Below are 17,404 nucleotides of genomic sequence, written 5' to 3' on the forward strand. Positions count from 1 at the left end.
CGGGACGTGGACGCCGCCGAGCCTAGGCGGGGGTATCCAGGACGATCCACTCATCGTCCTGGATACAGTTCGGCCATGCGGCCACCGTCGTACAAGCACGTCGCGGACGAGCTCGCCGCGGCCATCCGCGCGGGCACGCTGCCCGCCGGCACGAGGCTCCCGCCGCACCGCGCGCTGGCGCGGCAGCGGGGCATCGCCGTGGCCACCGCCACCCGGGTCTACGCCGAGCTGGCGGCGCGCGGCCTCGTCGTGGGCGAGCCGGGGCGCGGCACGTACGTGCGGCACCCGTCCGGCTACGACGGTCCCGAGCCGTCGCGGGCCCTGCCGGTGCCGCGCGTGGCCGACCTGTCGTTCAACCAGCCGCTGGCCGACGGCCAGGCCGACGAGCTGCGGCGGGCCCTGCGCGCCCTGTCCACGTCGGGCGACGTGGAGGCGCTGCTGCGCCAGCACCCGCCGGGCGGACGCCGCCAGGACCGCGCTGTCGTGGCCACGTACCTGCTGGAGCGCGGCATCGACGCCGCCCCGGCCGACGTGCTGCTGACCGGCGGGACGCAGCAGGCGCTCGACGTCGTGCTGCGCGCCCTCACCCGGCCCGGCGACGTGCTGGCCGCCGACGCGCTCAGCTACCCCGGCATCAGGCTCCTCGCCGCCGCGCACGGACTCGACCTCGCGCCGGTGCCCGTCACCCCGTCGGGACCCGACCTGGACGCGCTCGACCGGCTGTGCCGCGCCCGCCGGGTGCGCGCGATCTACACGATGCCCACCGTGCACAACCCCCTCGGCTGGGTGCTGGACGCGGAGCGGCGCGCCCGCCTCGCCGCCGTCGCCCGCGCCGCCGGCTGCCTCGTCATCGAGGACGGCACGTACGCGTTCCTGGAGACCGCGGCGCCCCCGCCGCTGCGCGAGCTCGCCCCTGAACGCACCTGCTACGTCGCGTCCCTGTCGAAGAACGTGGCGACCGGGCTCAGGTTCGGGTTCGCCGTCGTGCCCGCCCGGCACGCCGCCGCGCTCACCGGAGCCCTGCGCACGACGACGTGGGGCACGCCGGGCCTCGTCACCGCGGTCGCCACCGGCTGGATCGCCGACGGCACCGTCGCCCGGCTGGAACGGGCCCGCCGCGCCGACGCCGCCGCCCGCCAGGAGACGGCCAGGGAGGCGCTGGCCGGCATGGACGTCACCGCCCACCCGGCCTCCTACAGCGTCTGGCTCCGGCTGGAGCCGCACCAGCGTCCCGACCACGTCGCGGCCGTGCTCGCCGAGGAGGGCATCCTCGTGTCCACCGGCGACGCGTTCGCCATCGGCCCCTCGCGCCCGCGCGCGCTCCGGCTGGCCCTGGCCACGCCCCCGCCGGGCGAGCTCGGCCCGGCGCTGCGCCGCCTGCGCCGCGCGGTCGACGCCATCCCGCCCTGACGCCCCCTCCGGCGTCAGCCCAGGTCACGAGGGTGCCGGCGGGGTGTGCCGCACCGTGGGCCGGGCAGGGGGGTGGGAGGCGCGGGGGACGCGAACGTGGGGGCTCAGGTGAGGCAGCACGGCGAGCACGGAACCGGGCGCCCCGCGGCCCGGGCCGGGGAACCCGGCGAAGGGCCGCGCGACGCCGGCGGGGAGGAGCCGCGCCGCCCGGAGGCGGGGCTGGACCGGGCCGGGCTCCACCACGAGCGGACGCGGCGGCTGCTGGAGGCCGTGCTGGCCGTCAGCGGGGAGCTGGAGCTGCAGCAGGTGCTGCGCACCATCGTGGACGTCTCCGCCGACCTGCTCGACGCCCGCTACGCGGCGCTCGGCGTGCTCGACGAGAACGGCGGGTTCGCCGACCTGATCACGTACGGCGTGCCGGAGCGCACGCCCGCGGACGTGGGCCGCCTGCCCCACGGGGAGGGGCTGCTGGGGACGCTCGCGAACGCGCCGGCCCCGCTCCGGGTGGACGACGTCACCGGCGACCCGCGCTTCACCGGCTTCCCCGAGGGGCATCCCGTCATGCACACCCTGCTCGGCGTGCCGATCTTGGTGCGCGGCGCCCTGTACGGCAACCTGTACCTGGCCGACAGGCGCTCGGGCGGGCCGTTCTCGGAGGGCGACGAGCAGGTGGTCATGGCGCTGGCCGGCGCCGCCGGGGTGGCGATCGACAACGCCCGGCTGTACGCGCGGCTGCGCCGCACCACCGAGGAGTTCCAGCGCCGCCTGCTGCCCGTGCTCCCCGACCTGGGGCCGCTGCGGGTGCACGCCGTCTACCGCCCGGCCACCGAGGTGCCGCAGATCGGCGGCGACTGGTACGACGCGATCAAGCTGCCGGACGGCACGCCCTGCCTCATGGTCGGCGACGTCATGGGCCACGACGTGCGGGCGGCCACCGTGATGAGCCAGATCAGCAGCATGCTGCGAGTGATCGCCTACGACGAGCGCGAGCCCCCTTCCCGGGTCCTGCACCGTCTGGACGAGGTCCTGCACGGCCTGCACAGCGGCTCCATGGCCACCGTCGTGCTCGCCCGCGTGGAGCAGGCGGGCGAACGCGCCGGCGACGGGTGGCGGCTGTCGTGGTGCAGCGCCGGTCACCCGCCGCCCCTGCTCGTCACCGCCGGCGGGCGGGCCCGTTACCTGGGGGGCGACGGCGGGCACCCGCTCGGCGTCGATCCTTCGCTGGTCCGCCCCGACCACGAGCAGGTCGTCGAGGCCGGGGCCACCGTGCTGCTGTACACCGACGGGCTGATCGAGCGGCGCGGCCGCGAGCTGCGCGCCGGCATGGAGGACCTGGCCCGCGCCGCGGGCGAGGCGGCCGGGCGTCCGCTCGACGCGATGTGCGAGCACGTCCTGGCCCGCTGCGGCGACCACTTCGAGGACGACATCGCCCTGCTGGCGGTGCGCCTGCCCGCGCCGGCCGGGTAGCGGCAGGCCCCCGACAGGTGCGCGCCCCCGACACGCGCGCGCCCCGACACGGTCGCCCCCCGGCACGCCCGCTCCGCCGCGCCGCGAGGGACGCCGGCGGAGCGGCAGAGGAGCCGGGCGCTCAGGGCGTGACGACCGCGAGCTGGTCGACGTAGTCCTCGGTGAGCCACAGGTTGCCGTCGGGGCCGTCGGTGATGTCGAACGGGCCGGAGACGTTCGTCGGCAGCACCTCGCGGTCGATCACGCCGCTGGTGGTGGAGCTGGTGACGATGTCGGCGGCCTGCTCCACGAACCAGAGGTCGTTGTCGGGGCCGACGGTGATCCCCCACGGGAAGGTGTCGATGTCGGGCAGGGTGTGCTCGGTGAAGTCGCCGCCGGTCGTCAGGTTGCTGATCTTGCCGTTGGCGTCGGTGTACCAGAGGTTGCCGTCGGGGCCCGTGGTGATGCCCACCGGCATCGCGCCGGACGACGGCACCGCGAACTCCGTGATCGTGCCGTCCGTGGTGATCTGCCCGACGCTGCCCGCCAGGGGCTCGGTGAACCAGACGTTGCCGTCGGGGCCGGTCGTGATGCGCATCGGGTACGCCCCCGCCGTCGGCAGCGGGTACTCCGTGATGTTCCCGGCCGTGTCGATGCGGCCGACCTGGTTGCCGAGCTGCTCGACGAACCACAGGGCGCCGTCGGGGCCGGCCGTGATGCCCCACGGGTACGCGTCGGCCGTGGGCAGCGGGTACTCGGTGATGACGCCGCCGGTGGTGATGCGGCCGATCGCGTTGCCGGTGGCCTCGGTGAACCAGACCGCGCCGTCCGGGCCGGTGGTCAGATGGGCGGGCTCGGAGTCGGCGGTCGGCAGGGTGTACTCCGTGAACAGGCCGGACGTGGTGACCCGCCCGATCTTGTTCGCGTAGTTCTCCGCGAACCACAGGGCGCCGTCCGGGCCCGTCGTGATCCCCACCGGGGTGGCGGGGCTGGTGGGGATGGACAGCTCGCTGATGGAGACCCGGCGCTCGCGCGCCGACCCCTGCGCCGTGGCGCGCTTGGGCGCCGGCGGGAAGTGGCAGCGGATGCGGCGGTGCTGCGGCATCTGCTTGAGCTTGAGGCACAGCGTCACCCAGGGACGCGGCGGCGCGGGCCTGGGCGGCGGGGCCGAGGACGCCGAGGCCGTCGAGGACGCGGCCCCCTGCCCGCCGGCCGCCAGGAGCAGGGCCACGGCCATGAGCGGATAGCGCAGGCGTCGAAGCGATGGACGCATGACAGGTCCCTCCGGATGGTGGTGGACGACGCGGGCACGGGCCGGCCCCGGAGGGCGGGCGCGACGTGCCGCCGGGGACCGGCGTCCCGGTCCCGGCGGGCACCGCCCGTGTCCGGCTTTCTGCGGTCCCACTATCGCGGAGGGCCCCCGCCCGTCCCCGGCCGTCCGGGTGCGTGGCGGGTCATGGAACGGCCAACTCGCCGAGGGACACGGGACGCGCGCTCAGGCGACGGAGTGGGTGAGGGTCCCGGTGTAGGAGCCGACGGTGGCCGACGAGGGGACGCTGACGACCAGCGTCGGCCGCCAGCTCGTGGTCTGGGTCGCCAGCGAGCCCTTGCGGCCGCTGAACGCGGTCACCTGCGCGGACAGGGCGACCCGGTCGGCGGCGTTGAGCTGGCCGGGGGTGCGCAGGCCCCCTCCGGAGACGGCGGTCGCCGGGCCCGACCAGTAGAAGACGCTGCCGCTCGGGATGGTCTCGGCCGGGGTGCCGCCGCCGGTGGTGAAGTTCGTCGCCGTCACCGTCGCCGTCCACGGTGGGATGCCGGCTCTGGAGTCGCTCACCGTCATCGCCGGCAGGGTGACGGTGAGCACGCCGCCCGGCTGCGTGGGGCCGAGGTTCACGGAGTCGGGCACGCTGATCGTCAGCGGGTCGGCCCGCCGGGCGAGCACCACGGCGGGCACCCCCGGCGCCGCCGGGACGAGGGGGAGCAGCACCATGACCGACGCCGCCAGCCGCAGCCGGACCCCACGCGCGGGCTCGGTCGTCACCTGCTCGCCCCCATCTGTCTCCTTCCGCGACGACACGGCGGCGTCCCTCTCCTCGCGATGCCGCCGGCCGATGGCAGCCTAGAGCGGCCCGGCCGTGCGGGGCGGCCGGGCCGCGTGTGTGGGCGGCAAATCCAGGGTCAAACCACGGTGATCCCGCGCGCCGGCCGTCGGAGGGCGCCTGGGGCGCCGTGATCTCCGGCCCTCGCGGCCCTGGGAGCGGCGGCGCGCGACCCCGGCCGGCGTGCGGACCTTCCGCCCGGCGCCTCGTGATCGTCAAGACTCGCCAGACGGCCGCCTCTCCCGGGCTCCCGCGCGCCCCCTCCCCCCACAATCCTGAGTGCCCGCCGGCCTCCGCCCGGGGGAGGAGCGTCGCCGTCACAGGAGAGCAGAGGTCTGATGAGCCGTCTGGGAGTCGCCACGGGTGTCGCCGGCCTGGTCGCGGCCGGAATGGTGGCCCTGCCCGCCCAGGCCGGCACCTGCCCCGCCTCGACCACCTGCTCCACCACCGTCACCTTCACCGTCACGGCGCAGGGCGGGTTGTCGATCACCGTGCCCGACGGGCCCGTCAGCGTCGGCACCGACCATCCCGGCGGCCAGATCAGCGGCCAGCTCGGCGCCGTCAGCGTCAGCGACCTGCGCGCCGCCGTCACCGCGACGTGGGTCGCGTCCGTCGTCGCCGCGTCAGGGGGATTCACCACCGGCGGCGGCACGGCCGCGGAGACCATCCCGAACACCGCGCTGCTGTACTGGTCCGGCGGGGCCACCGGCACCTCCGGCACCGGCACGTTCGTCCCCGGGCAGGCGAGCGCCGCGGCCGCCGTCTCCCTGGACACCACGCGCACCGCCTTCAGCAAGACCAGCGGCTCCGGCAACAACTCGGTGAGCTGGAACCCGACCATCGTGATCAACGTGCCCGCACAGGCGGTGGCCGGGACCTACACCGGCACGATCAACCACTCCGTCGCCTGACCACGATGCCCTTCACCCGCCCTGCGCGCCCCGTCCGGGCGGCGCTGCCCGCCCTGCTCGCGCTGCCGTCCCTCCTGGCCGCCCCCGCCGCCGCCGCCGGGCCCGCCGCCCCCGAGGGCGCGCTCAGCATCCGGCTGCTGGAGATCCCCGCCAACAGGGTGGACGACGTCCGCGCCCAGCGCTTCATCGTCGACCACGTCAACCCCGGCACCACGTTCACCCGCCGGCTGGAGCTGCGCAGCACGTCGGACAGGCCCCAGCAGGTGCAGGTGTACGCGGCGGCGGCCGGCATCGACCACGGCCGCTTCACCTTCGCGCCCGAACGCGCCCAGAACGAGCTGACCTCCTGGATCCGGCTCGACAGGCCGGCCGTGACGCTGCCGCCGAACGGGAGCGCCCGCGTCAAGGCCACCGTCGCCGTGCCCGCCGGCGCCTCCAGGCAGGAGCGCTACGCCGTCATCTGGGCGCAGACCGCCGCACCGACGGGCGCCGGGGCCGGCATCAGCGTGGTCAACCGGGTCGGCATCCGCGTCTACCTCGACGTCGGGCCCGGCGGCGAGCCGCCCTCCGACTTCCGGGTCAGCGAGGTCGTGCCGCAGCGCACCGGCGACGGGCGGCCCGCCCTCGTGGCCCGCGTCGCCAACACGGGGCAGCGCGCCCTCGACCTGGACGGCACCCTGATGCTGACCGGAGGCCCCAGCTCGCTGTCCGCGGGACCGTTCCCCGTCAGCACCGGCACCACGCTGGCCCCCGGCGGGCAGGCCGACGTCACCGTGGTGACCGGCGCCGACCTGCCCGACGGGCCGTGGCGGTTCCGTCTCGAACTGGCCAGCGGCTGGGTCGAGCGCACGGCCGAGGGGACGCTGACCTTCCCCGCGAGGGCGGGGAGCCGGGGGCTGCCCGCGGCGCTGGACGGCCCGGTCAGGCGGACCACCGTGGCCGCCGTGCTCGTCGTGGGGCTGGCCGGGGCGGCGGCGTGGATCGTCCGCAGGCGGCTGCGCGCCAGGCGCGTCCTCTTCCGCCGCCCCTGCTGAGCCGTGAGCCGGGCGGGCTCAGCGGTTCGAGCCGCTCCTGCCGTTCAGCATGGTCCAGACGGTGGCGAAGGTGGCCCCCGCGGCCCCCAGCCCCCACGACAGCGCGTCCGGCCACGGCGCGCCGCTCCCCAGCTTGAGCGCCGTCATCACCGCCCCTGACAGCGCGCCCGCCATGGTCAGGATCAGTACGTCGCGAATGGGCATGGCAGCTCCTCTCGGCCTGGCTCCTAGAGGTATGACCGCACACCGCCGTTCATTAGCTCATACGTTCGAAAAGTTCTGTACCTTTTGCGGGCTCGCTTCAGGCGCAGAAATCCGTGATCGTGGCCGTGAGCACCTCGGTGAGCCGGTGCAGCGACGCGAGGTCCACCCACTCGTCGGCGGCGTGCGCGCCCTCCCCGTCCACCCCGAACAGCAGGCAGGGGATGCCGGCGCGGTCGAGGAGGGCGGCGTCCGTCCAGAAGGGCTCGGCCCGCACCGCCGGCGGGTGCCCGAGCACCGCCTCCGCGTGGCGGGTCAGCGTGCGGACGATCTCCCACTCCTGGTCGGCCTCGAACGGCTCCCGGCTCAGGCCGGGGGTCAGCCGGTAGCGGAAGCCGGGGACCGCGGCGGCCAGGCGGTCGAGCACGGCGGTCAGCTCCGCCTCGACCGCGGCGGCGCTCTCGCCCGGCACCGTACGGCGTTCGAGCCAGACCCGGCAGCGGGCCGGGTACGTGGACAGCTCCTCGCCGCCCTGGATGAGGGAGGCGTGCACGGTGCCCGTGCCCAGCAGGGGGTGGGCCGGACCGGCGGCCAGGCGCGCGCCCAGGTCCTCCAGCGCGACGAGGAAGTGCCCCGCCTTGGCGATGGCGTCGACGCCGAGGTCGGGCCGCGAGCCGTGGGCCGCCCGACCGGCGATCTCCACCTCGAACCAGGCGAAGCCCTTGTGGGCGAGCGTGACCTGGAGGTGGCTCGGCTCGGTGACGATCGCGGCGTCGGCCGTGAACGACTCCAGCACCTCCTCGGTGCCGAAGCTGCCGTGCTCCTCGTCGGCGACGCACGCGAGCAGGACGTCGCCCCGGACCCGGCCGCCCGCCGCGGCTCGGGCCGCCGCGACCATCATGGCCGCCAGCCCGCCCTTCATGTCGAACGTGCCGCGGCCGTGCATCCTGCCGTCGTCGCGGCGGGGGCTGAGCGGGTCGCCGTCGTAGCCGGCGAGGCCGACCGTGTCGAGGTGGCCGTTGAGCATCAGCGAACGGCCGCCGCCGGCGCCGCGGGCGATCGCGACGAGCGAGGGGCGCCCGGGACGGCGTTCCAGCCGGTGCACCTCGAAGCCGTGCCCGGTGAGCCAGCGGGCGCAGAAGTCCGCGATCGCGCCCTCGCCCGCGCCGCCGGGCACGAGCGCCGGGTTGACGGAGTCGATGGCGACGAGCCGGGCGAGAAGCCGCTCGGGGTCCAGGTCCTGCGCGTCGGCGTCCGGGGAAGCGGTGGGCGACATGAAAGGGCCTTTCGGGGAGCGCGTACGAAGGGCGGGCGTGGTCGGCGGGCGTGGTCAGGGGGCGTGGTCGGCGGGCATGGTCAGCGGGCGGCGGGGGCGGCGTGCGGGTTGGCGGCTGTGCCCTCCGTGTTCAGCAGGACGACGACGGTGGCGGGGCCGACGCCCAGCGCGGATCGGCGGGCGCCCGCGCCCTCGCCGGTGAGCGCCGCCCGTGCCCCGGCGAGGGAGGCGGCGCCGCAGGGGCCGGAGGAGACTCCGCACGCCGCGAGGTCGGCGGCGGCGCGGGCGCCGAGCGCGTCGGTGACGGCGACCGCCGCGTCCAGCCCGTCCCGCAGGAAGGGCCAGGCGAGGCTCGACGGGGTGCCGCAGTTCAGCCCGGCCATCGCGGTCTCGCCGGTCGCGATGGCGACCGGCTCGCCCCCCAGCAGGCTCTCCAGCACGCAGGACGCCGCCACCGGCTCCACCGCCAGCAGCGCGGGAGGCGCCGCCGAGGGCCGGCTCCGGTAGTGGGTGACGACGGCCTGCGCCAACGAGCCCACCCCCACGGGGACCGCGACCAGGCCCGGCGTCCCCGCTCCCGCCGCCGCGAGCTGCTCGTCGATCTCCGCGCAGAGCGTGGAGTAGCCCTCGACGATCCAGCCGGGGATCCGCTCGTAGCCGGGCCAGGCGGTGTCCTGGAGCAGGACCGCGTCCGGGGCGCCGGCCGCCTCAGCCGCCAGCCGCACCGCCTCGTCGTACGGGCCCTCGACCGCGGTCACCTCGGCCCCCTCCTCCGCGATGGCGGCGACGGCCCGCGGATGGACGCCGTGGGGGACGAAGACGCGGGCGCGCTGCCCGAGGACGCGCGCCGTGCGGGCCACCGCCCGCCCGTGGTTGCCGTCGGTGGCCGTGACCAGGGTGACAGGGCCGGGCCCGCCGCCGTCCGCGGCGCGCGCGGCCAGCGTCCTGTGCACCGCCCACGACGCGCCCAGCGCCTTGAAGGCGGGCAGCCCGAGCCGCCGCGACTCGTCCTTGACGAACACCCGGCCGACGCCCAGCTCGGCGGCGAGCGCCGGGAGCTCGGTGAGCGGGGTGGGCGCGTAGCCGGGCAGCGAGGCGTGGAAGCGCCGCACCTCCGTGGGGGCGGGAGGGCAGGTCCAGCGGCGCGCGGCGGGCCTGGCGTACCAGGGCGGCGTACGGGGAGCGGTGGCGGTCTCGGGCACAGGATCAGCCTGCGGCCCTGCCTTCCGTACGGTCAAGCGGATGTTTCCGTCCTATATTCGTCGGTGAAACCGAACGGTCGGCGGCGCGCGCCCGCCGCACGCGGAAGGGGCCCCGCCGTGTTCGACCTGCACCGGCTGCGCCTGCTGCGCGAGCTCAAGCACCGCGGCACGCTCGCGGCCGTCGCCGCCGCCCTGTCCTACGCCCCCTCGTCGGTCTCCCAGCAGCTCTCCCAGCTGGAGGCGGAGGTCGGCGTGCCGCTGCTGGAGCCGGTCGGGCGGCGCGTACGGCTCACCCCGCAGGCGGAGATCCTCGTCGCCCACACCGAGGCGGTGCTGGAACGCCTGGAGCGGGCCGAGGCGGACGTCGCGGCCTCGCTGGCGGACCTGACCGGCACGCTGCGTGTCGCCGCGTTCCAGACGGCGGCCCTGGCCCTGCTGCCGGCCGCCCTCACCGCGCTGCGGGAGCGGCATCCGGCACTGCGGGTGCACGTCACCGAGATGGAGCCGGAGGCGGCGCTGCCCGCCCTGCAGGCCCGCGACTTCGACCTGGTCGTCGCGGAGGAGTACCCGGGCCACCCGCGGTCCCGGCCATCGGGCCTGGAGCACGAGGACCTCCTCGACGACCCCCTCCGCCTGGCCTGCCCGGCCCCGCCGTCCGGGCAGGGGAAGGCGTCGCGCGTTCTGGCCGGGGCAGGGGCCGGGGCGGGTCGTCCTGGGCGGGCCCCGTCCCGGCGTGGGATGCTGCCGGGCGCGCTCGCGGAGGCCGCGTGGGTGATGGAGCCCGAGGGCAGCGCCGCGCGCCAGTGGGCCGTGGCGCTGTGCCGCGACTCCGGGTTCGAGCCGGACGTCCGCTTCGAGAGCTCCGACCTGCTGCTCCACCTGCGCCTGGTGGAGCAGGGGCATGCCGCCGCCTTCCTCCCCGACCTCGTGTGGAGCGGGCAGCCGCCGACGGTGCGGCTGCGGTCGCTGCCCGGGGGGCGGGGCTCGCGCCGCCTGTTCACCAGCGTCCGGGTCGGCCGCAGCGCGCATCCGGCCGTCCTGGCCTGCAGGGACGCCCTCCGCCGCGCCGCCGCCGCCCGCGCGGCGCCGCCACGGCCGAGCTGACCGTCCCGGCCGCGCGGGCGGAGCGGGTGCGGCGCCGGGTCAGAGGTGGAGCAGGCTGCCGTGCCGGTCGACGTGGTCGGCCGTCTCGTCGTCGAACCAGAGGCCGCCGGTCGCCAGGTAGCGGAAGCGGTGCGTCCCGGGTGGGAGGATCACCGACACCGTACGCCTGCCGTGCCGGCGGGTCAGGAGCTCGTGGCGGCCCGGGGTCCAGTCGTTGAAGTCGCCGACGACGCTGACCACGCCGGGCGGCTCGTCGGCGGGCAGGGCGAAGGTGACACGGGTCTTCGTGCCGAACAGCGGTGCGCGGCTGAGCATGACGGCCTCCGAGGGGCGGGGAACGGCCGTAGCCTGACGCGTCCCACGAGTCCGGACGAACAGGACACGCGGCACGTAACGTACTGTTCACCTGATTTCGCGCCGCCCTCTCCCCGTCGCCCGCCATCACCCGGATGGAGGATGCCGGACGACGCGACGGGCGATGTCGCGCCGCCCGCCGCGGCGGAAACCTTGAGGCATGGAAGCCATCGAGGTGACGGACCTGCGAAAGACGTACGGGGACAGGAACGCCGTGGACGGTGTGACGTTCACCGTCCGGGCCGGGGAGACCTTCGGGATCGTCGGCCACAACGGCGCCGGCAAGACCACGACCGTGGAGTGCCTGATTGGGCTGAAGCGGCCCGACGGAGGCACGATCCGGGTGCTGGGCGAGGACCCGGCGCGCGGGCGGCGCACCCTGGCCGAGCGGATCGGGGTGCAACTGCAGGAGAGCGCGCTGCCGGAGCGGATCAAGGTGGCCGAGGCGATGCGGCTGTACGCCTCCTTCTACCGCCGCCCCGGCGACTGGCAGGAGGTGATGGAGCGCTGGAGCCTGGGCCAGCTGGCGCGCAAGGCGTACGGCGACCTGTCAGGCGGCCAGAAGCAGCGGCTGATGCTTGCCCTGGCCCTGGTCGGCCGCCCCGAGGTGGTCGTGCTGGACGAGCTGACCACGGGCCTGGACCCGATCTCCCGCCGGGAGACCTGGCGGCTGGTGCGGGAGCTGAAGACCTCAGGCACCACGGTGGTGCTGGTCAGCCACTACTTCGACGAGACCGAAACCCTCTGCGACAGGGTGGCCGTCTTCGCCCGCGGCCGGATCGAGGCCATGGGAACCCCTGGCGAGATCACCGCCGGGACCGGAACCGCCTCGCTCGAAGAGGCGTACTTCGCCCTGGAAGGAACGGACCGATGAAGGCGTTCACGGCCTTGACGGCCACCGAGCTGAGGCTGCTGTCGCGCGATCCGGCCTCGCTGTTCTTCATGGTGGCCTTTCCGCTGATGCTGCTGGTGCTCAAGCGGGGCGACAGCGGCGCCGTCCCCGGCTACGCCGCCATGATCGCGGCCATCGGGGGCATGGGCGCGCTGCCCGCCACCGTGGCCGGATACCGCGAGCGCAAGGTGCTCAAGCGGCTGGCGACCACGCCGGTCTCCCCGGTCCTGCTGCTCGCCGCGCAACTGGTGGCGCAGTCGGCCGCGGCCCTGGCCGGCTCGGTGCTGCTGATCGCCGCCGCGATCGTGATCTTCGGCGCGCGGCCGCCCGCGAACGTGCCCCTGCTGGCGGTGGCGTTCCTGCTGTGCTCGGTGATGGCGTGCGCGCTGGGCTTCGTGATCGCCGCGATCGTGCGCACCAGCAGGGGCGCCGGCCTGATCGGCATGCTGGTCATGTTCCCGATGATCTTCCTGGCGGGCGCGGCCGTCCCCCGGAAGGCGCTGCCCGGCTCGCTGCGTCAGATCGGCGACCTCCTGCCTCTGACGCCGGGCGTGGACGCGCTGAACGCCGCCTGGACCGGCACCGCCGCCGTCTTCCCCATGGTGATCCTGGCGGGGATAATCGTGGCGGGCACGGCGGTGGCCGCGGCGCTGTTCCGATGGGAGTGACCGAGCGGGGGAGTGACCGGGTGAACGTCTGGGAGGCGCGCTGGTTGCGCGCCTTCCACCTGCTGTACTACGCCTGCCTGGCGCTGGGGCTGATCCTGTCGGCCGGCGAGCGCGAGGGCCCCGCACCGGTGTCCCTGGTGGCGCTCGCGCTGCTGGCCGGCTGGCACTGGCTCTTCGTCGTCCGCGAGCCGCGCCTGCTCGGCCGGCTCCACCCCATGGCCCTCCACCTGGCCGTGCTCTGCGCCCTCTACGTCGCGCTGGTGCTCGCCGACCGCTCCTACGACGTGGTGATCTTCGGGCTGATGCCCCAGGCGTACCTGATGCTGCCCACCCCCTGGTCGTACGCCGGGGCGGTGGCCGTCATCGGATGCACGTTCGCGGCCAGGGGCTACCTGGACGATCCCGGCGTCGGCTGGCAGCTCGCCGGAAGCTGCGGCCTGGTGGTGGCGATCGGCATGTTCGTGACCTACGTGTCCCGGCAGAGCGCGCAGAACAAGACGGTCGGCGTGCTGGAGGAGCGGGCGAGGCTGGCCAGGGAGATCCACGACACCATCGCGCAGGGGCTGAGCGGCGTCATCACGCAGTTGGAGGCGGCCGAGCAGGCCATGCCCGAACAGGGACGTCCCGACCTGCCCGCCGTACGCAGGAGGCTCGCGCTGGCGAAGGAACTGGCCCGCGACAACCTCCGGGAGGCCCGGCGCTCGGTGGACGCGCTACGGCCGGGGCCCCTGGAGGACGCGCGCCTCGACGCGGCGCTCGCGGAGGTCGCCGGGCGGTGGTCGCGTACGTCCGGGGTGAGCGCCACCGTGACGGTGGAGGGCACGCCCCGGCCACTGCCGGGAGAGGCGGGCACCGTTCTGCTGCGCGCCGCCCAGGAGGGGCTGTCCAACGCCGCCAAGCACGCGCGGGCGGGCCGGGTGGCGATCACGCTGACCTACATGGACGACGAGGTGACGCTCGACGTGTTCGACGACGGCATCGGCTTCGACCCGGGCGCGCGCGGTTCCGGCTACGGGCTGGCGGCCATGCGCGAGCGCGCCCGCGGCGTGGGCGGCACGCTGACCGTGGAGTCGGCGCCGGGGGAGGGGACCGCGCTGTGTCTGCGCATCCCGTCAAACTGATGATCGTCGATGACCACCCGGTGGTCCGCGACGGACTGCGCGGCATGTTCGACCACCTGGCCGACATCGAGGTGGTGGCCGAGGCGTCCGACGGTTTCGAGGCGCTCGCCATGGCCCGGCGGACGCGCCCCGACGTGGTGCTCATGGACCTGCGCATGCCCGGTCTCGACGGCGTCGGCGCGATCGAGCGGCTGCGCGCGGACCACCCGGAGATCAAGGTGATCGTGCTGACCACCTACGACACCGACGCCGACGTGACCCGGGCCATGGCCGCCGGGGTGGCGGGATACCTGCTCAAGGACGCGCCCCGCGAGGAACTGCACCGGGCGGTCCGCGTGGCGGCGGCGGGCGGCGCGGTCCTGGCGCCGTCGATCGCGTCCGCACTCATCCGCAGGCCCGCCACGCAGGAGCCGAGCCCTCGCGAGCTGGAGGTGCTGCGCCTGGTGGCACGGGGCGCGGCCAACAAGGAGATCGCCAGGACCCTGCTGATCAGCGAGACCACGGTCAAGACGCACCTCAAGCACGTCTTCGCCAAGCTCGGCGTCGAGACCAGGGCCGCGGCGGTCGTCGTGGCCATGGAACGCGGGCTCCTCTGACGCCCGGCACACCTGACGCCCGGCGCACCGTCACCGCCGGTGCCGGGCGACGCTCCCCGCCTGCTCAGGCGGGCTCGGCGGGCGCCGGTCGAGGAGGCGTTCGCAGGAGACCCAGGGCGAGTCGAAGCCGGAGGGGACGACGCGTTCCCAGCCCTGCTCCTGCGGCGACCGCCTCCCTGACGGCGGCGGCCGGGGGGAACGCCCGCTCGCTGTGCGTACAGGACGCCGGAGAACACCGCCGCGGAGCAGAAGGCGAGGGCGGCGACGACGAACAGGAGACGGCCCGGCAGGAGCGAAGGGGCGGTAACGTTCTCGGCAGCGCTCGCCCTTGATCGCCGGGCGTGGCGACCGGCGGCCTGATCGGCTGGTCGAGGAGGTGCAGGTGGCATGACATCGTCGTACGTACGCGATCGCCTGAAGGGCGTCGTGGTCCCGCTCGTGGCTTCGTTGACTGCTGTGCTCTTGGTGGTGGGCCTCGGGTGGGTCGTGCTGGACTTCTTCTTCGGCCCCCGCATATCGCGCGTAGACCCGGCCATGCTCTCGGAGTTACGGGCCGTCGGCCAGGTCGTCGGTGAAGAGAGCATCGTGGGGCACGAGTGGGAGAACAACTACGTCGAACTGAACAACCTCGTCGTCTACCTCGATGGAAACGCGAAGCAGGACGTGGTCGCCGAGGTCGAGCATCGGCTGAAGCAACGCGGCTGGCAGGTATCGCGTGGGGAGCCACCTGAGATCTGGCTGAAGTCGGCCAGATGGCCGTTCGCCATCGTTACAGTCGAGCCGCTCAAAGAGACGCACATGAGCAGCGAGCTGCGCGAGCAGGTTACAAGCACAGGGCTGCCCATGAGCAACATGGCCTACATAGGCGTTTAGCCGTGAGCCCGCGACCCTGGAACAGGGATGCCAGTCCTCTGCGGGGGAGATCGGCCACCTACCGCTTCAGCGCCCGGATACGGCCCCGCTCCGACACGAGCCCGAGCGGGAAGCGATCTACCCGGCCACTCTCGCGCTCCAGGTCAGTCCTCCTCGTGAACGCCCCTCCGACGAGTCCGACGAGGACCTGCACGAGAGGTGCGACGGCATCCATAGGGGAGCGCGACGGCAGCCCTGTCTAGGAGCCAAGGAAGGGACAGAGGAGCCGTGAACGACGCCGACGACGATCACACCCTGGGCCGCCGTGAGCCCCGTGCACAGGGGCGGACGCAGGACGAGCCGTAGGCCTTGTCGAGCACGGGCTGGGCGCGGGCGGCGATGTGGTCGCGGGCCGTCTGCCGCAGAGCTGCCGGCGAACACGGTCTCAGCGAGCCGCCGGTGGGCGGCGGCGTCGGTGCGGAAGACGGGCGAGGTCCGGTAGCAGAGGCCGGCGCGCGTCAGTTGGAGGCCCTCGTCGTACTGGTCCAGGCTGTGCGGACCGGGCCGGTGGTAGCCGCGGTCGACGATGCCGACGACCGCGCCGTCGTCCGCCTGCATCAGCCGGCGCGCGTCCAGGTCGCACACCTCGCCGCGGGTGCTGTGCCGGTCGCCCCCTCCGGGAGCACCGTGCCGCTCAGTCGCGGGCGGGTGACGGTTCCGCCGACGATCGGGGTGAACTCGGTGCGTTCCCCGTCGCCGTGGCCGACGTGCAGCGTCGGCGCGATCTGGGCCCGGATCTCGAAGGCGAAGGCGAGCGACGGCGCGAAAGACACGGTGGGGGCTCCCCGGCGTTGAAGGTGCGAATGAGCACCCGAGATTCCGCAGGCCGCCGGACACCCCTCACGCGCCCCGGGGCGGCGGCGCGTGGTGCGGCCCCGGAGCCCGCGAGGACTGGTCAGGCAGCTCGACGGGCGGCGAACGCGCCGTTGAGCAGACGTACGGCGCGACCGGCTTCGCCCATGACGAAGGCGACGTCCCACATGTGGTTCCCGGTGAAGGCGTCGTCCGTCGGCAGGAAACGATGATCGCCCAGCGGGATCAGGTCGGTGCCGACGGCGGAGCCGCCCGCGCTGCGGAGGGTGAGGCGCAGGCGCCCGTCCACGTGCCCGACCTCGAACACCCCGTCATGGGTCTCGTAGAGCCCGACGTACGGCTCGGGCGAGACGCGCTGCGACGGGTCCGGCTGCGGCAGCGGCGGCTTCTCGATGCCCGCCTCCGCCCGCATGACCTCGCGGATCACCGCGTCGGCGAACGGGTAGCCGCGGTCGGCCACGTTGACCACGGTGGCCACGACCAGGTCGCGTTCCGGCACCCACAGCAGCGTCGAGGAGCCGCTCAGCGTGGTGCCGCTGTGCCCGTAGACGCGCACGCCGTCCCAGATCTTCAGGTACGGACCCACGCACCAGTGGTCGGCGAAGCACCGTGCGGGCACGTCCACCTGCGGCGTCGTCATCTCCGCCACGGCCTGGGCCGACAGCACCCGGGTGCCGTCGGCGGCCTCGCCGCCCCGCAGGAAGAGCCGGCCGAAGGCGGCCAGGTCCGGCGCGCTCGCGCACAGCGTCGAGCCGGACGGCCCCATGCCGCGGGAGACGAAGAAGGGCCGCACCGGCTCGCCGCCCGCGTACCCGACGGCCACCCGGTGGTAGGGCAGTTCCTCGGCCAGGCTGGCGGTGTGAGCGAGCCCGGCGGGCGCCAGCAGCCGGTCACGCAGCGCATCGTCCCAGCACTGTCCGGTGATCCGCTCCACGAGCAGGCCGGAGACGATGGTCGAGGCGTTGGTGTAGCCGAAACCCGCGCCCGGCTGGTGGATGGCCGGGATGTCCCGGATGAGGCGCACGTAGGCGGCCACGCAGTCGTCGCCGCGTCCCGTGTCGGCATAGGGGCCGTTGTCCAGCCCGCTGGTCATCGCCATGAGCTGCCGCGGCGTGATCGCGCCGAAGTGGTGCTCGGGCAGATAGGCGCTGACCGGCGCGTCGATGTCCACCTGACCCGCGTCGGCGAGCTGCATGACCAGGGCGGCCGTGTACACCTTCGTGGTCGAGCCGATCTGGAAGAGCGTGTCGTCCGTCACCGGGATGCCGAGCGCGGCGTTGGCCAGGCCGGTGGAACAGACGCGCACGTCCCCACCGCTGACGACGGCCACCTGGGCGCCGACGACGCCCAGCGACTCGGCGGTCT

General features: G+C 74.8%; 17 protein-coding genes and 1 pseudogene. 10 read left to right on the forward strand and 8 right to left on the reverse strand.

The features are described from left to right. Window positions 1-75 precede the first annotated feature (75 nt). Complete coding sequence (locus BMX74_RS36760; RefSeq protein ID WP_091105101.1) at window positions 76-1,410, forward strand: aminotransferase-like domain-containing protein; 1,335 nt, start codon at window positions 76-78, stop codon at window positions 1,408-1,410. A gap of 96 nt (window positions 1,411-1,506) precedes the next feature. After that, window positions 1,507-2,877, forward strand: a complete 1,371-nt coding sequence (locus tag BMX74_RS36765) for a PP2C family protein-serine/threonine phosphatase (RefSeq protein ID WP_256257494.1) — start codon at window positions 1,507-1,509, stop codon at window positions 2,875-2,877. A gap of 121 nt (window positions 2,878-2,998) precedes the next feature. Here the strand turns inward: BMX74_RS36765 and BMX74_RS36770 are convergent, their stop codons facing one another. Together BMX74_RS36770 and BMX74_RS36775 are read right to left on the reverse strand one after the other, a co-directional pair. Beyond that, window positions 2,999-4,129 carry a Vgb family protein gene (locus BMX74_RS36770; protein WP_143078899.1) on the reverse strand — a complete coding sequence of 377 codons (1,131 nt, stop codon included), beginning with the start codon at window positions 4,127-4,129 and terminating at the stop codon, window positions 2,999-3,001. 222 nt (window positions 4,130-4,351) lie between these two features. Then, window positions 4,352-4,933, reverse strand: a complete 582-nt coding sequence (locus BMX74_RS36775) for a hypothetical protein (protein WP_143078900.1) — start codon at window positions 4,931-4,933, stop codon at window positions 4,352-4,354. 360 nt (window positions 4,934-5,293) lie between these two features. Here BMX74_RS36775 and BMX74_RS36780 point away from each other — a divergent pair, with 360 nt between their 5' ends. Together BMX74_RS36780 and BMX74_RS36785 are read left to right on the forward strand one after the other, a co-directional pair. Next, a complete protein-coding gene (locus tag BMX74_RS36780) occupies window positions 5,294-5,866 on the forward strand; it encodes a hypothetical protein (RefSeq protein WP_091105106.1) in 573 nt (190 codons plus the stop codon). A 5-nt stretch (window positions 5,867-5,871) separates the two neighbouring features. Next, entirely contained in the window at window positions 5,872-6,900 is a 1,029-nt protein-coding gene (locus BMX74_RS36785; RefSeq protein WP_256257496.1) for a DUF916 domain-containing protein, read from the forward strand. Between the two features lie 18 nt (window positions 6,901-6,918). Here BMX74_RS36785 and BMX74_RS36790 read toward each other — a convergent pair whose 3' ends face one another. The 3 genes from BMX74_RS36790 to BMX74_RS36800 form a co-directional block, all read right to left on the reverse strand. Continuing rightward, window positions 6,919-7,104: a hypothetical protein gene (locus BMX74_RS36790; protein WP_091105107.1), complete on the reverse strand. Its 186-nt coding sequence runs from the start codon at window positions 7,102-7,104 to the stop codon at window positions 6,919-6,921. A gap of 97 nt (window positions 7,105-7,201) precedes the next feature. Continuing rightward, window positions 7,202-8,377, reverse strand: a complete 1,176-nt coding sequence (locus BMX74_RS36795; protein WP_091105109.1) for an ArgE/DapE family deacylase — start codon at window positions 8,375-8,377, stop codon at window positions 7,202-7,204. Window positions 8,378-8,457: 80 nt separating this feature from the next. Beyond that, window positions 8,458-9,579 (reverse strand): pyridoxal-phosphate dependent enzyme, encoded by a 1,122-nt coding sequence (locus BMX74_RS36800; protein ID WP_091105110.1) that lies wholly within the window; start codon window positions 9,577-9,579, stop codon window positions 8,458-8,460. Between the two features lie 117 nt (window positions 9,580-9,696). Here BMX74_RS36800 and BMX74_RS36805 point away from each other — a divergent pair, with 117 nt between their 5' ends. After that, complete coding sequence (locus BMX74_RS36805) at window positions 9,697-10,683, forward strand: LysR family transcriptional regulator (protein ID WP_091105112.1); 987 nt, start codon at window positions 9,697-9,699, stop codon at window positions 10,681-10,683. A 39-nt stretch (window positions 10,684-10,722) separates the two neighbouring features. Here the strand turns inward: BMX74_RS36805 and BMX74_RS36810 are convergent, their stop codons facing one another. After that, window positions 10,723-10,998 (reverse strand): isoamylase early set domain-containing protein, encoded by a 276-nt coding sequence (locus BMX74_RS36810; protein WP_055502309.1) that lies wholly within the window; start codon window positions 10,996-10,998, stop codon window positions 10,723-10,725. 199 nt (window positions 10,999-11,197) lie between these two features. On the opposite strand from BMX74_RS36810, the gene BMX74_RS36815 reads away from it, so the two are divergent. The 5 genes from BMX74_RS36815 to BMX74_RS36835 all read left to right on the forward strand — a co-directional run bounded on the left by BMX74_RS36815 (window position 11,198) and on the right by BMX74_RS36835 (window position 15,187). Then, the gene (locus BMX74_RS36815) at window positions 11,198-11,911 is read left to right on the forward strand and encodes an ABC transporter ATP-binding protein (protein ID WP_091105113.1); all 714 of its coding nucleotides are present in this window, start codon (window positions 11,198-11,200) and stop codon (window positions 11,909-11,911) included. Next, window positions 11,908-12,597: an ABC transporter permease gene (locus tag BMX74_RS36820; protein WP_091105115.1), complete on the forward strand. Its 690-nt coding sequence runs from the start codon at window positions 11,908-11,910 to the stop codon at window positions 12,595-12,597. Before BMX74_RS36815 ends, BMX74_RS36820 begins: the two co-directional genes overlap by 4 nt. Before the next feature lie 20 nt (window positions 12,598-12,617). Then, window positions 12,618-13,718, forward strand: a complete 1,101-nt coding sequence (locus BMX74_RS36825) for a sensor histidine kinase (protein ID WP_091105117.1) — start codon at window positions 12,618-12,620, stop codon at window positions 13,716-13,718. Continuing rightward, complete coding sequence (locus tag BMX74_RS36830; RefSeq protein WP_055502305.1) at window positions 13,718-14,314, forward strand: response regulator; 597 nt, start codon at window positions 13,718-13,720, stop codon at window positions 14,312-14,314. Before BMX74_RS36825 ends, BMX74_RS36830 begins: the two co-directional genes overlap by 1 nt. 387 nt (window positions 14,315-14,701) lie before the next feature. Further along, window positions 14,702-15,187: a hypothetical protein gene (locus tag BMX74_RS36835; protein ID WP_091105118.1), complete on the forward strand. Its 486-nt coding sequence runs from the start codon at window positions 14,702-14,704 to the stop codon at window positions 15,185-15,187. Between the two features lie 117 nt (window positions 15,188-15,304). Here BMX74_RS36835 and BMX74_RS46790 read toward each other — a convergent pair. Beyond that, a pseudogene (locus BMX74_RS46790) lies at window positions 15,305-16,206 on the reverse strand (DUF3237 domain-containing protein). Beyond that, a partial coding sequence (locus tag BMX74_RS36845) for a serine hydrolase domain-containing protein (protein WP_091105120.1) occupies window positions 16,122-17,404 on the reverse strand: 1,283 nt, incomplete at its 5' end. The gene BMX74_RS36845 and the pseudogene BMX74_RS46790, both read right to left, overlap by 85 nt.

The sequence above is a fragment of the Nonomuraea pusilla genome (assembly GCF_900109355.1).
Lineage (GTDB): Bacteria > Actinomycetota > Actinomycetes > Streptosporangiales > Streptosporangiaceae > Nonomuraea > Nonomuraea pusilla.

Excerpts from the sequence above, each read along its gene's own strand:
- BMX74_RS36780 (WP_091105106.1), top strand. The coding sequence starts at position 5,294 with ATGAGCCGTCTGGGAGTCGCCACGGGTGTCGCCGGCCTGGTCGCGGCC.
- BMX74_RS36820 (WP_091105115.1), top strand. The coding sequence starts at position 11,908 with ATGAAGGCGTTCACGGCCTTGACGGCCACCGAGCTGAGGCTGCTGTCG.
- BMX74_RS36795 (WP_091105109.1), bottom strand. The coding sequence starts at position 8,377 with ATGTCGCCCACCGCTTCCCCGGACGCCGACGCGCAGGACCTGGACCCC.
- BMX74_RS36815 (WP_091105113.1), top strand. The coding sequence starts at position 11,198 with ATGGAAGCCATCGAGGTGACGGACCTGCGAAAGACGTACGGGGACAGG.
- BMX74_RS36790 (WP_091105107.1), bottom strand. The coding sequence starts at position 7,104 with ATGCCCATTCGCGACGTACTGATCCTGACCATGGCGGGCGCGCTGTCA.
- BMX74_RS36810 (WP_055502309.1), bottom strand. The coding sequence starts at position 10,998 with ATGCTCAGCCGCGCACCGCTGTTCGGCACGAAGACCCGTGTCACCTTC.
- BMX74_RS36770 (WP_143078899.1), bottom strand. The coding sequence starts at position 4,129 with ATGCGTCCATCGCTTCGACGCCTGCGCTATCCGCTCATGGCCGTGGCC.
- BMX74_RS36760 (WP_091105101.1), top strand. The coding sequence starts at position 76 with ATGCGGCCACCGTCGTACAAGCACGTCGCGGACGAGCTCGCCGCGGCC.
- BMX74_RS36835 (WP_091105118.1), top strand. The coding sequence starts at position 14,702 with ATGACATCGTCGTACGTACGCGATCGCCTGAAGGGCGTCGTGGTCCCG.
- BMX74_RS36830 (WP_055502305.1), top strand. The coding sequence starts at position 13,718 with ATGATCGTCGATGACCACCCGGTGGTCCGCGACGGACTGCGCGGCATG.
- BMX74_RS36785 (WP_256257496.1), top strand. The coding sequence starts at position 5,872 with ATGCCCTTCACCCGCCCTGCGCGCCCCGTCCGGGCGGCGCTGCCCGCC.